We start from the raw sequence: 12,870 nt of genomic DNA on the forward strand, positions 1-12,870 counted from the left end.
GTCTTCCTCCCGAAATTCTGTTTTCGCAGCCGCGATCATCTCGCCAACGCGCCTCCGTCCTGCCCGAAATAATGCACCCGGGCCGGCTCGCAGGATATCGCTACCACCGCATCCGGCCTGATGTCGGGCTGGCCGCGCAGCAGCGCCTTCAGCCGCGCCTCTCCGGCGGCGAGCGTTACCACCGTGTAGCCGCCAAGGGGCTCGACCTCGAATACGCGCGCCGGGCGGCCAGCGCCCCCTTCGACCCAGGGCCGGACCTTGATGTCCTCCGGCCTGAGCCCGATTTCGATCGCGTCGGCCGGAGCAGCGCGATCGTCGATGCTGACCGTGCCTTCGGCGGCCTCGAGGCCATCTTCGCCGCGAACGGATTTGAGGATGTTCATCATCGGCGAACCAAGCAGTCGCGCCACATAGGTGTTCGCCGGGCGGTCGTAGATCTCGGACGGGGCGCCGATCTGTCGGATCCTGCCATTCTCCAGAATCGCGATGCGGTCGGCGATCGACATCGCCTCTTCCTGGTCATGGGTGACGTAGATCAGCGTCTTGCCGAGTTCGCGCTGGATGCGCTTGAGCTCGACGCGCGTTCCCTCGCGCAGCCGCGCATCGAGCGCAGAGATCGGGTCGTCCATCAGATAGGCGTTCGGGTCGCGCACCAGGGCGCGGGCTATGGCCACGCGTTGCCGCTCGCCACCGGAAAGCTGCGCCGGCGGCTTGTGCAGAATATGGCCGATGTGGAGCTTGGCGGCCACATCGGCGACACGCGTTTCGATCTGGGCCTCGGCGACCTTGCGCTCGACCAGCGGGAAACGCACATTTTCGCGCGCGCTCATATGGGGGAACAGCGCCAGGTTCTGGAACACCATGGCGACATTGCGCTCGGCCGGCGAGACGGTGTTGACCGGTTTGCCGCCGATCAGGATCTCTCCGGCGTCAGGCGTCTCCAGCCCGAGCACCAGGCGCAGGATTGTCGATTTGCCCGACAGCGGCGGCCCGAAGAAGCAGAAGAATTCGTTGTCATTGACGGTGAACGAGGCGTCGTCGACGGCGAGCGTCGTGCCGTAACGCTTGCTGACATTGCGAAAGACGATATCGGCCATGTCAACCTGCCTTCATCGCAATGCCGCTGCGGGCATCGAAGACACACACGGACGATGCCACGGGGGCGACGACGGCAAGCTCGCCGATCGACAGTCCGACAGCATTGTCGAACACCGCCTTCACGGCGGTCTCGCCATCGCCGAGATGGACGATGGTCCTCGCGCCGATCCGCTCGACGAAGCTCACCGGCATGGCGAGGCCCTGCCCGCTCTGCACCAGCGACACCTGTTCGGGCCGGAAGCCGTAAAGCACCTCAGAGCGCGATCCGCGCAAGGTGGCGGCCAGCGCATCCGGCAGCGTCGGCGTGACCCCCAGTGGCCCGAGATCGACCACCAGGCCCCGGTCGCTCTCCGCCGGCCTTCCCTTCAGCAGGTTCATGCCCGGAGCGCCGATGAAGCGGGCGACGAAGACATTGGCTGGATTGTTGTAGACTTCCAGCGGCGTTCCCACCTGCTGCAGCACGCCGTGATCCATGACGGCAATGCGGTCGGCCATGGTCATGGCCTCGAGCTGGTCATGGGTGACGTAGACCATCGTCTGCCTGAACTGGCGCTGCAGCTGCTTGAGCTCGGTCCGCATTACCGCCCGGAAGGCGGCGTCGACATTGGACAGCGGCTCGTCGAGCAGGAAGATGGCCGGCTCCATGATCGCCGAGCGTCCGATTGCCACCCGCTGCAGGATGTTGACCGAGAGACGGTCGGCCTTGCGGTCGAGCAGCGGCGTCAACTGCAGCAGCTCGGCGGTGGCGCCGACGCGGCGGTCGATCTCAGCTTTCGCCGCACCGCGCATCCGCGGCCCATAGGCAAGGTTCTGGCGCACCGTCATGTGGGTGAAGATGGCATAGTTCTGGAAAACGAAGCCGACGCCGCGCCGGCCCATCGGCACGCCGGCCATGTCGCGCTCGCCGAACAGGATCTTGCCGCTGGTCGGCTCCTCCATGCCGGCGATCATGTTCATCGTCGTCGACTTGCCGCAGCCCGAAGGCCCGAGGAGCGCCATGAACTCGCCATCGGCGATGTCGAGGTCCATGGTCTTCAGCGCCGTGAACTCGCCAAAGGTCTTGACCAGGTTGCGCAGCTGGATCGCGCTCATGCCGGCACCAGCCTTGCCCGCGCCATGCGCTTCATGGCGAATACGGCAACGATCGAAAGCACGACCAGGATGGCCAGCGCGATCGCCGCCACATAGCCCCAGATCAGGTCCTGCGTCGAGACCTTGTAGATGTAGACGGAGATCGTCTCCGTGGCGACGCCGGGGCCGCCGCCGGTCATGATGTAGAGCGTGTCGAAGATCTTGAAGTTCTCGATGACGCGGATCGCCAGCGCGATGATGATGATCGTCTTCATCTTCGGCAGCACGATGGTGACGAAGCGCTGCCACGGGTTGGCGCCGAGCAGGGTCGCCGCCTTGATCTGGTCCTGCGGCACGCCGACCAGGCCGGCAAGCAGGATCAGGAACATCAGCGGCGTCCACTGCCAGATATCGGCGATGATCACCGCGATCAGCGCCAGTGTGGGGTCAGACAGCCAGGCGATGGTGACGCGGGAACCGCTGAGTGCCGACAGGATGTCGTTCAGCGGCCCGCCCGACTGGAACAGCATGAAGAACATGTAGCCGGCCACCGCCGGAACCACCATCATCGGCATCAGCAGGATCGAATAGAAGATCCGCTTGCCCGGAAAATCGTCCGCGAACAGCGTCGCCAATGCCAGGCCAAGCAGGAATTCGACGGGCACGCACACGACCATGACGATGGCCGTGCGCCTCAGCGCGCTCCAGAAGCGCGCATCGGCGGCAAGGTCGGTGTAGTTGGCGAAGCTGTTCCACATCTCCCATGCGTTCCACCAGCCGAGGCCGGAGAGCGGCGACCAGTCGGTGACGCTGATGTAGAGCTGCATCAGCAGCGGGAAGACGGAGATGAAGAGCACCAGGATCTGCGCCGGCAGCGTCAGCCGGAATCCCAGCCGCGTTCCCTCGTCCCGCAGCACGGGCTTGCCAAGCGCGGCCTTTGCGTCCTTTGAGACAGTCACGGTCACCGCGCTCATTGCTTGAGCGCGCCGAAGGTCAGTCCGCGCACCAGATGGCGCTGGATAGCGATGCCCATGATGACCGGCGGCACCGCGGCGACAAGACCGAGCGCGGCCTTGGCGCCATAGAGCTGCCCGGTCATCGAGGAGGACAGCGAGGCCATGTAGACCGGGATCGTCACCCATTCACGCGTCGTCAGCAGCAGCGCGATCAGATAGTCCGACCAGTTGAGGATGAAGACGAAGAGGGCGGCGCTGGCCAGCGGTGCGCGCATCATCGGCAGCGTGATGCGCGTGAAGACGCGCAGCCGCGAACAACCTTCGACAAGCGCCGCTTCCTCGATCTCGCGCGGCATGTCGTCGAAGAAGGTCTTCATGAGCCAGAAAGCGAACGGCAGGGTGACGATGCCGTAGATCAGGGCCAGGCCAAACCAGCTGTCGGTGAAGTTCAGGAAGGCCCACATGATCATGACCGGGATCATCACCGCCATTGGCGGAAACAGCCTGAGTTGGATCAGCGCCAGCGGCAGGTTCTGGCCGGAGCCGAAACGCGACAGCCCGTAGGCCGCAGCCGTGCCCGCCGACATTGCGATCGCCGTGCCGAACACCGAAGACAGCAGCGACGACAGGATCGGCTTCAGCGCGGTGCGGTCGAGCGCCACGATCAGATTGTTGTTGGACTCGCCGAAGACGAACTGGAAATTGCCGAGCGTCGGGTTCTTCGGCCACCATGTCAGGTCGGCGCCGGTCGCCGACCATTCGGCGATCGGCTTGAGGGCCATCGACACCATCCACAGGATCGGTACCAGCGTCACCGCCATCGCCGCGAAGATCGCGGCGTAGCGGAATATCTCGAAGGGGACGGAACGCTTCATCTGGCTGCTTTGCTGGTGGCGTTGACTGCGGCGGGGAGGAACAGATGCTCCTCCCCTCCAGCGCTGATCCAGGGAGACGGATCAGCTGATCGGGTCGAGAACCGTCGGCCAGGCCTCCTTGTTCGTCCTGATGGCTTCGAGCAATTTGTCCTCGCCGATGCGGCGGGCGATCTTCTTCCACTCCGCTTCCGTGTCGGCCATCGCCTGTTCCGCTGTCTTGGCCTTGGTCAGCGACGCCATCAGATTTTCGTCCAATGCGTTGTGGAAGGCGGTGGCGCCGGGATAGTTGATCGTCGGCACCGTGCGGGCGACCGTCTCGCGCACCACGTCGATGTGGTAGGCGTGGTAGGTCTGGCGCACCAGCGGATCGGAGAAATCCGAGAGCCGGAACGGATCGAGATAGCCGCCCGGATTGGCGCTCATCCAGGCATAGATGCGGGCGGAGCCCAGCCACTGCAGCAAAAGGTAGGCGACCTCCTGGTTTTTCGACTGCGACGAGACCATGCCGGTCAGCGAGAACCACAGCACGGAACGGCTGATCAGCTTGCCGTCGACTTCGCGGCCGGGCGGCAGCATCGAGCCGATCTTGCCGGTGACGGCAGAATCCTTGTTGCCGGCATTGTCGAGGAATTTCGGCAGGTTCGAGAAGGCGCAGGTCATCGCCGCGCCGCCCTTGGCGAAATTTCCATACTGCTCCGGCCAGCCCCAGGAGATCGCGTCCGGCGAGTGATGAACCAGCGAGCCGACATATTCGTTGGTGGCGGCAATGCCGTGCTCGGAATTGATCAGCGGCTTGCCGTCGTCGCCGAACAGGAACTGGTTGGGCGATGCCATCGAGACATAGCGCTGATACCAGTTGGTGTAGCCCCAGCCCTGGTTGCGCAGGTCGGTGGAGCCGAACAGGCCCTTGTCGGGCCGCTGGAAGAAGCCCGCGATGTCACTGTGCTGCTTCCAGGTCTTCGGCGGCGCCAGATCGTAGCCGAATTTGTCCTTGAACGCCTTCTGCTCGGCAGCGTCGCCGAACAGGTCGGTGCGGTAGACCCAGGTCTGGAAGTCGCCGTCCAGCGACACGCCATAGTTGGACCCGCGATATTTGTTGAGCAGCGACACGCCCTTGGCGCCGTCGACATAGCCGGTCTTGGGATCGTCCCATTCGGGCTTGTACTGGGCGACGAAGTCGTCGAGCTTGGCGATGCCGCCGGTCTCGGCAAGGTCGCCGAGGCGGTTCCATTCCGTCGAGTAGATGTCATAGGCCCCACCCTTGGTGGAGATGTCCTGCATCGTCTTGGTGAATTCCTGGCCGTTCGGCAGGCCGACGATCTCGATCTGGATGCCGGTCTCCTTTTCCCACAGCTCCTTGATCGACGGCGCACCCGCAGGGAAAGGCTGTGTGAGTTGGCCAATCGAGCCATCCGACAGGCCAAGCACGATCTTGGCCGGTGCCTTGCCAGCTCCCTTCAAGGCCTTGGCCGCCTCAACGGCACGGCCTTCCGGCGTGTCGGCGCCATATTGATAGCGCTCTGCGCCCTCGAAACCGGTGGGGCCGCCGACCATGCCTGGCGCCAGCGCGTCGGCCGCAACGGCACGGCCGGGACGGATGAATTGCGGTGCGATACCGGCCGCAGCCACGAACGCCGCGGCCTTTCCTCCGGACGCCAACAAGCCGCGTCGCGATATGCGGATCAAATCAGACATTGGAATTCCTCCCTCAGGGCCGATGTTTCCTCCACGAGCCCATTGAGGGATATTGACGGCAGCACCGGAAGGCTGTCAACATCATAAATACTCAAAATACATCGTAACACCGCAACCGCGGAGAAAATACGTCATGCAAAGGTCGACACACGGGCTCAATGCCTCGATTTGATGGGAAATCTGCCTTTCTGGCACGCGACTATCACGCCGGGCGACGCGATTTAGCCCAACCTCCTTGCGCATCGGCTAAGGCTCGATACATCATTTCCCATCAGAATCGCTGATGGCTGGCAGCTGTGGCCGTCGGACGGGCTAGCGGCATTGTGCGATCTGATGCATTGAGGAGATGAAGACGGTGCGTTCCACCTTGACTGACATAGCCCGGGAAGCCGGCGTTTCCGCCGCCACCGTCGACCGCGTGCTGAACAACAGGCCAGGTGTGCGGGCGCGCACGCGTGAGATCGTGCTCGAAATGGCGCAGCGCCTCGGCTACATCGCCGAGGGCCCGAACGGAGCGCCGCCCAGGCCCTCACCTGGAGAGGTCATCCGTCTGGACTTCGCTCTGCCGGCCGGCACCAATTCCTTCATCAAGATGCTGCATCGACACATCGAGGCGCAGGCCTTGGCGCGCCCCGATCTCGACGTCCACATCGCCACCATAGAGGGCTTCAACCCCGACCGGCTCGCCCGCCTGCTGCAAGAATTGCGTGGACAGACACAAGGCGTCGGCGTGATCGCGCTCGATCATCCGACGGTGCGCGAGGCGATCCGCTCGCTGTCGGCCAATGACGTCAAGGTGGTGACCATCGCATCCGACATCCTGCATGTGCCGAGGGTGGCCTATATCGGCATAGACAACCGCGCCGCCGGGCGGTTGGCCGGGTATCTTCTCAACCGTTTCATGGGATCGGAACGCCCAAGCAAGGTGGCGCTGTTCGCCGGCTCGCTGTCCTATCGCGGCCATGAGGAACGCGAGATGGGATTCCGGCACATCTTGACCGAGGAGTCGCCCAATCTCGAGATCGTCGAGATGCGCGAAATGCTGGATGACCGAGAGAAGGCTTATTCGGAAGCATCAGCGCTTCTGGACCGGCACCCCGATCTTGCCGCGATCTACAATGTCGGCGCCGGCAACACCGGCATCGCTCGGGCGCTCAAGGAGCGTGGACGCGCGAAAGACATTCTCTTTCTCGGCCACGAGGTGACAGACGGCACCAAGGAACTTTTGTTGGATGGGACGCTCGATGCGGTCATAGATCAAAATCCGCGCGTCGAGGCGCGGGAAGCGCTCAACATTTTAAGCCACTCTGTCAGGCACCTGAACTATGAACCGCATCAACCACGACTTCAGGTGATCTTCAAAGAGAATATACCTGAAATCTGATCAATGGATCCGTGATCTTATCGCAAAGCACAGCGTTGGCGTCGCCACCGGTCCCAAATACGAACGAGAGCCCGAATGATCTCGTCAAAGCCGCCGATCTGGCACTATTCCGCGCGAAGTCGGAGGGACGAGATCGGGTCGTGGTTGATGGTGCATGAGAAGGGCGTCGCCCGTTGCAACTCGTTCAGCCTTTCCGAACCTAAAAAGACCAAGTCCACTCATAGCACCGAGGTCGCGAACGATTGGGGCGAAGAGGGTTCTGGATGTCGGCACGAAGCCGACGAATGGCATACGCCCGTCCAACCCGCCACGATCACCTGAAGCATCGCACCGATCCAAGGCGCTCGAGCAGATATGTTGCAGGCGACCTCGTGTGCTATACACGCACGCTGAGTTTTCGGGTCGGACACGAGATCGATGGATCAGGAGACGCTTCTTACCGCAGTCCTCTTAGCTGATGTCGTGGGCAGCACGCCGCTCTATGAGCGGATCGGAGACGATGCCGCTCTACAGCAGGTCTCGGATTGCCTGGACACGATGCGCGAGATTGTCGCCAAGCACCGTGGTGATTTCATTTACTCGAAAGGCGATGACATACTCAGCCTCTTCGAGAGCCCGGAAATGGCGCTGAGGGCCGTCTGCCAAATTACCCATCAACTGACTAAAGGGCCGTTGAGCGCCCGTATCGGATTGCATTTCGGGGCGGTCATTCGCGCGCGGGGCGCGATATTCGGTGACGTTGTCAATGTCACCGCAAGGTTGTCCACCACGGCGAACCCCGGAGAGGTGCTGATCAGCCAGAGCTTCTGCGAAGCCCTTTCCCCGAGAAGCCGCAAGGGCCTGCGGCTCCTCGACAAAATGGCCTTGAAGGGGAAGCAAGAGTTCTTCGATGTCTATACCCTGTGGAGCGACGATGGGGCCCCCGGTACGCAGATCACCAGCCATGGCGCCACTACAGATAGACGCTCGGTCCTGCCGCGGCAGATTCATCTGGTCATCCGCTACAGAGATCAGCTGCGATCCTGTCGAAACGGCGAATCCGTGACAATCGGCAGATCGGCGGAATGCGATATCATCGTCGAGCGGCCCTGGGTATCGAGGCGCCACGCCGCCTTCACCATATTGAATGGCAGAGCTCGGCTTCTCGAACGAAGCTCTTCGGGCACATTTGTGTCCATGGGACTCGGCCATGAAGTATTCGTACGCCGTGAAGATATTATCCTCTTCGGCTCCGGCGTCATCTCGCCTGGAGTGAAGTCGGCCCTCGACGAAGCCCAGCTTCTTCACTACGAAATTGTCTCGGATTGACCCGGCCCGGATACTAGCTCGACCGGTTTCGAGCTGGTTCGCTGGCGCCTCAATGTCGCGCCGTACTCTTTGACAGCCATTGGAATCGACCGTTCACAAATGTGCCAAGGCCAATCCAGGAACGTCTGCTCTCGAAGTTGAACTGCGAAGAGCTGACTTCCGTTTCCCTCGCTGAGTTCGACGGAGCCGCGGCCGGTGCATCTCCTCGCAGGATGCGGAGTTCTACCTGCTCCGAGGCTACATTCTGCAGGTGGATGGTTTCGGCAGCAAGCTGGCCCGCTCGATCGATGACGCGCTAGGTCTTGCCGCGAAAAGGCCGGTGCGTGGGAATTGTGCTGGACTGTCGGCCAGACAATGAGCTGGCGACGGGAGCGGCCGGCTGTAGCGGGATGCCCGGACCAATTCCCCGCCCTGTGTCGCCTTGATATCCCCAGGCGCTGAAGGTCAGCACAGGCTGTTGCAGCCCGGGGTCGATGAACGCTTCATCAGACCATTTGCGCCGCAATAGCTCCTCGACCACCTGCGAAGGCTCGCGATTGGGCTACCGTCACGAAATTGGCGCAGAATCGCAGACCACTGACATATCGCGACGTCGAGATGGAGCTCGATACCACCGTGTTTACAGCACCGGGGGGAGATTCCTCTTGGGCCGATCGAGTTCAAGTTGGTGCGCCACATGCTCGAGGATCCTGAAAGGTGATCAGCCGTGATGAATTCATCGCAGCTGGCCGGTCGCAGAAAGCCAGTGTGAGCGCCCAGGTGGTCGACGTTCACATGAGCCAGTCGCGAAAGTTGTTGAAGCAGTCGTCGCAGAGTTGCCATTCGCACCGTGCGGCTTGCCGGCTATTCTCTCGATGACACTGCGGGCTGACGATCTCGGCGATTGAGTTCAGAAAGGTCGCTGCGTGAGGCCGCAAGGGGACCCACGCGATGGGAACGGTCTTGGCAGCTAGGGGACTTAGCGCCACCAACATTGCAGCCGTGGCGCTACGCCAATTGAGAGAAAGTCGAGGCGTATAGAACAAGCGACATGAGCGTGTCGGATTGTTTGCATTCAAACAACCTTCGCGACGCTATCCGTGCCTCCGCCTTGCTGGTGCCGGAGGAAATCATGACGTCGCCCGACAATTCGGTCGAACTCGTTCGCGACAAGAAGTGGACGGTCCGCGTCACCGCCTACGGCAGCACCCTGACGTTTCCGTTCGAAGCCGAAAGCTATGCACGTTCTTATGCCGATGGTCAGGCATTCCGTCTCGGGGTTCAGGTGGCCGAACTGAAGCGATGCGGCTGACAGTCTGTCGACGTGTTGGCGGATAGCCTGCATTGCCATCGGAACGAATAGGTCGCTGATTGCAGCCTCGCGATTTTTCCATCAAATCCCGCCTGCAATCTTGACAGCAACTCGGCAAAAGCCCTCGCCGACTAGTGTTGTCATATGAGCTGGAGCTTTCCTCGCCGCCGGTGGTAGGTGGGATACGCTGCCGGGAGAGCGCTCTTTTCGCATAGACGAGAACCTTGTGCTTTTCCATCTCAAGGCTGATTGGCGGCTGGATGCGCGCGCCGTCTTTCATGTTCTGCCACGGCCCGCGCGGAGCGTGGAATCAACGGCGGGGAAGCGGATGATGTTTCCTGTTTGCGCTCGCGTAGCGCAAGAAACGCTGCGAAGAGCATGATAGCCATGCCGATGATGTCGATCAGGCTAACCTCCTCGCCGTAGGTGATCATGCCAAGCACGACGGCAATCACGGGTGAGACGAAGGCAAATGCTCCGGCGCGCGAGGCGCCGATTTCGTGCAGGAGCCGGATAAAAAGTGTGTAGCCTATGAACGAACCAAACAGCACGAGGAACAGCCACCCGACCCAGGCCGGCCAGCCCCAATCGCCTTTTAGAGCCGCGGCCGCGCCTGGCTCCACAACGAGTGAGATGAGAATTAGGAATGCGCCCCCGAAAAGGGTGGTGAAGCCGGCGATGAAGTCCGATGAATATACCTCAAGAAGCGGCCGCGCGAGCACCGAACCCCATGCATAGATTACAGCTGCCGACGCCACCGCTGTCATCGCCAGCAGCCGGAGCCCCCTGCCCTGCTGGTCTGCGTGTGTCCAACTAGCATAGGCCTCGGGCCCGAACAGGATGCACAGACCGGCCGCACCGAGCAAAATCGCAAAAAGCCTGCGGCCGTCATAGCGTTCGTCCCCCAGAAGCAACGCAAATCCAAGCAGCGTGACAGGGGTCAGCGAAAGTTCAAGAACAGCCGCGGTGCCCGTATCGACATAGAGCATGCCCCAAAAGAGTAGGCCATAGCAAAGCGGAATCATGAACAACGTAACAACGAAAAGGCGCGGCCAGTTCCTTTTCGCCACCCGTGGTAGAGCAGCGCCCCTTAAGCGCGTCGCACTGAGGATCAGCAAGCCGGCTACTGTAAAACGCGTGCCTGCGAACATCAGAGGATCCCTGCCTTGATACCGATCCACGTGGTGCCCCAGATCACACATAAAACCAGAAATGTCGCCGTGTTGCGGTTCATCGGAAGCAGCCTTCGCCGGGTCTTTGTTGGTTCGTTGTAACGGCCAAAAGACGTTTATTTCGTTACAACGGCCTCTTGCCAATACGGTTCCGCAAACCGATGTTTCCGGGATGGATTTTGCGAAGACTATCGTCGACATGCGCATGGTTGGCGGTCACGCCTGCCTGGACTTCGTCAACACGGTCGACGCGCGACGCGATGTATGGGGGCCAGACCTCTTGCAGACCTATGCCGACCTGGTCGTCTGGGCTGGACGTGCCGATTTGATCGACGTCGATGAGGCGCGAGCACTGCTCGTGGAGGCTTCCGCCCGCCCGCTCCTTGCGGAGGCGGCATTGGAAAAGGCCAAGATTTTGCGCGAGGCCGTTTACGCGGCTCTCCAGGCCGAGGCGGCAGGCGCCCGGGTGCCGGACGATGCCTTGCAAATCGTGCGCGATGCAGTCGCCCTAGCCCTGCCGAAGCGCTCGCTTTTCCCGTCCGGCGACCGCCTCGCTTGGCAGTGGACCGACGCAGCCAGTCTGAACACGATCGGCCACCGCGTGGCCTTTGAGACAGCCGAGTTTTTGGTGTCCAGGAATGACCGCCGCCGCGTGCGCGAGTGCACCGGGCCGAACTGCGGTTGGCTTTTCATCGACACCTCGCGTGGCGGGCGCAGGCGGTGGTGCTCCGATGAGAGCTGCGGCACACGCAGCCGGGTAAGGCGCTTCAGGGCAAAAGCCGCAGGGAACATGGCTCCCAACAGCAAGAATTAGTATCTGACGCCAGGCTTGGACGACGAACGCAGCATAGTTGGCTTCATGCTATCCCTGTCGGTGTTTGTCCAACGAAGCCGGTCTCGCGAGCGACTGTGGCCAAGACAGTGGAGAACACGGCCGGCGCGGCAAGCCATCATCGCGTTCCAGAGCGGGTTGCTTCGGGCCGCCTACCTCGCCACGCTTCGATGGGTCGATCTGCTCAAACTTGACGGGAACTCCGGTAGCCTGACGGCGTTTTTCTCAGTCCGAAACAAACAAGGATAGGTGCCATGGACTGGAACCGTGTCGAAGGCAATTGGAAGCAGGTAAAGGGCAAGGTCAAGGAACAGTGGGGCAAACTCACAGACGATGATCTGGACCGTATTGCCGGTAACCGCGATCAGTTGGAAGGCAAGATTCAGGAGCGCTACGGCATTGAGAAGGACCGCGCTCAGCGCGACATCGATGACTGGTATGGCCGGCAAGGCTGGTAGGTTGCCGGTTCCAAAGTGAACTTGAAAAAGGGCTCCGAGAGGTACGGCGCCTTTTTTTCCGCGTTTCCTGTCGCCTTTTCGTGAGTCTCACGACAAGAGCGCTCACCGAGAGACGTGGAACCGCCAAAGGTGCCCGTCGTTATCTGGTTCTCGAAATTACATCGGGGATTAGTTGGACAGAGAGGACGCCTCAGCGATCGCAACTGGAGTTAGCGCGCTCGACTACATTCTTCGTGGCGGCTCCGCCTGGAACCGCTCCCATCTCATCGAAGGGAAACCAGGTTCTGGAAAGACCACTCTTGGCCTCCAGTTTTTGATCGAGGGCGCCAAGAAAGGCGAGACATGGCTGGTCTAGCGCTCTGGCCGAGCCATCAGTTCCGAAAAGACCGCCTCTCGAGCTCCCATATGCCTCTGCAACATTGCGAGAGCTCCGGCGTGGTCTATGCGGCCGACCTTGTGATGAAGTCCAACTCGTGCCTCGGCACTGTGACCCGGGTCATGCGTCGTAGACGAAACTTTGGGCTTTCCCGGAGCGCAGCTTTGTCGCCTTCGTGGTCACTGCCCGCCATTTTGCTCAAGATCCTCGTTGATAGCCCGGATGCGCATCTGAATCATCTGCGACCTGTCTGGGTTCCTACTGGCGTCGTAAAAACCAAGAGGCCCGCAGGCAGGCTCGATCAACGGTCAGCTATCCCGAACAGCAAACGAAATCACCCTCGCCTTCGGCCAA

At 61.4% G+C, this 12,870-nt stretch carries 11 protein-coding genes and 1 pseudogene; 6 read left to right on the forward strand and 6 right to left on the reverse strand.

Annotated features, from left to right (window positions below; translation table 11 throughout):
• Positions 1-35: 35 nt before the first annotated feature.
• From NLY43_RS03355 to NLY43_RS03375, 5 genes are all read right to left on the reverse strand, one after another.
• Entirely contained in the window at positions 36-1,097 is a 1,062-nt protein-coding gene (locus NLY43_RS03355; protein WP_023697395.1) for an ABC transporter ATP-binding protein, read from the reverse strand.
• Between the two features lies 1 nt (position 1,098).
• Positions 1,099-2,190, reverse strand: coding sequence for an ABC transporter ATP-binding protein (locus NLY43_RS03360; protein ID WP_023697396.1), 1,092 nt, complete (start codon positions 2,188-2,190; stop codon positions 1,099-1,101).
• The gene (locus NLY43_RS03365; protein WP_023713725.1) at positions 2,187-3,143 is read right to left on the reverse strand and encodes a carbohydrate ABC transporter permease; all 957 of its coding nucleotides are present in this window, start codon (positions 3,141-3,143) and stop codon (positions 2,187-2,189) included. Before NLY43_RS03365 ends, NLY43_RS03360 begins: the two co-directional genes overlap by 4 nt.
• Positions 3,140-4,000, reverse strand: a complete 861-nt coding sequence (locus NLY43_RS03370; RefSeq protein ID WP_023697398.1) for a carbohydrate ABC transporter permease — start codon at positions 3,998-4,000, stop codon at positions 3,140-3,142. The genes NLY43_RS03365 and NLY43_RS03370 overlap by 4 nt, the downstream gene beginning before the upstream one ends.
• A gap of 81 nt (positions 4,001-4,081) precedes the next feature.
• Positions 4,082-5,695, reverse strand: a complete 1,614-nt coding sequence (locus NLY43_RS03375; protein ID WP_023682259.1) for an extracellular solute-binding protein — start codon at positions 5,693-5,695, stop codon at positions 4,082-4,084.
• A 355-nt stretch (positions 5,696-6,050) separates the two neighbouring features.
• Between NLY43_RS03375 and NLY43_RS03380 the strand changes: the two genes are divergently transcribed.
• The 3 genes from NLY43_RS03380 (at position 6,051) to NLY43_RS03390 (ending at position 9,678) form a co-directional block, all read left to right on the forward strand.
• Positions 6,051-7,079 (forward strand): LacI family DNA-binding transcriptional regulator, encoded by a 1,029-nt coding sequence (locus NLY43_RS03380; protein ID WP_023697399.1) that lies wholly within the window; start codon positions 6,051-6,053, stop codon positions 7,077-7,079.
• Positions 7,080-7,496: 417 nt separating this feature from the next.
• A complete protein-coding gene (locus tag NLY43_RS03385; protein WP_023697400.1) occupies positions 7,497-8,387 on the forward strand; it encodes an adenylate/guanylate cyclase domain-containing protein in 891 nt (296 codons plus the stop codon).
• 1,030 nt (positions 8,388-9,417) lie between these two features.
• Entirely contained in the window at positions 9,418-9,678 is a 261-nt protein-coding gene (locus NLY43_RS03390; RefSeq protein WP_023697403.1) for a hypothetical protein, read from the forward strand.
• Between the two features lie 239 nt (positions 9,679-9,917).
• On the opposite strand, the gene NLY43_RS03395 is transcribed toward NLY43_RS03390, so the two are convergent.
• Positions 9,918-11,051 carry a DMT family transporter gene (locus tag NLY43_RS03395; protein WP_245264079.1) on the reverse strand — a complete coding sequence of 378 codons (1,134 nt, stop codon included), beginning with the start codon at positions 11,049-11,051 and terminating at the stop codon, positions 9,918-9,920.
• Here NLY43_RS03395 and NLY43_RS03400 point away from each other — a divergent pair.
• The 3 genes and pseudogenes from NLY43_RS03400 to NLY43_RS03410 all read left to right on the forward strand — a co-directional run.
• A complete protein-coding gene (locus tag NLY43_RS03400) occupies positions 11,023-11,664 on the forward strand; it encodes a CGNR zinc finger domain-containing protein (RefSeq protein WP_023713722.1) in 642 nt (213 codons plus the stop codon). The two genes, NLY43_RS03395 and NLY43_RS03400, sit on opposite strands and share 29 nt — an antisense overlap.
• 272 nt (positions 11,665-11,936) lie before the next feature.
• Positions 11,937-12,140 carry a CsbD family protein gene (locus NLY43_RS03405; RefSeq protein WP_023682266.1) on the forward strand — a complete coding sequence of 68 codons (204 nt, stop codon included), beginning with the start codon at positions 11,937-11,939 and terminating at the stop codon, positions 12,138-12,140.
• 172 nt (positions 12,141-12,312) lie between these two features.
• Positions 12,313-12,489 (forward strand): annotated as a pseudogene (locus tag NLY43_RS03410) (ATPase domain-containing protein); the annotation flags it as partial.
• Between the last annotated feature and the right edge of the window lie 381 nt (positions 12,490-12,870).

The sequence above is a fragment of the Mesorhizobium sp. C416B genome, from assembly GCF_030323165.1.
GTDB lineage: Bacteria > Pseudomonadota > Alphaproteobacteria > Rhizobiales > Rhizobiaceae > Mesorhizobium.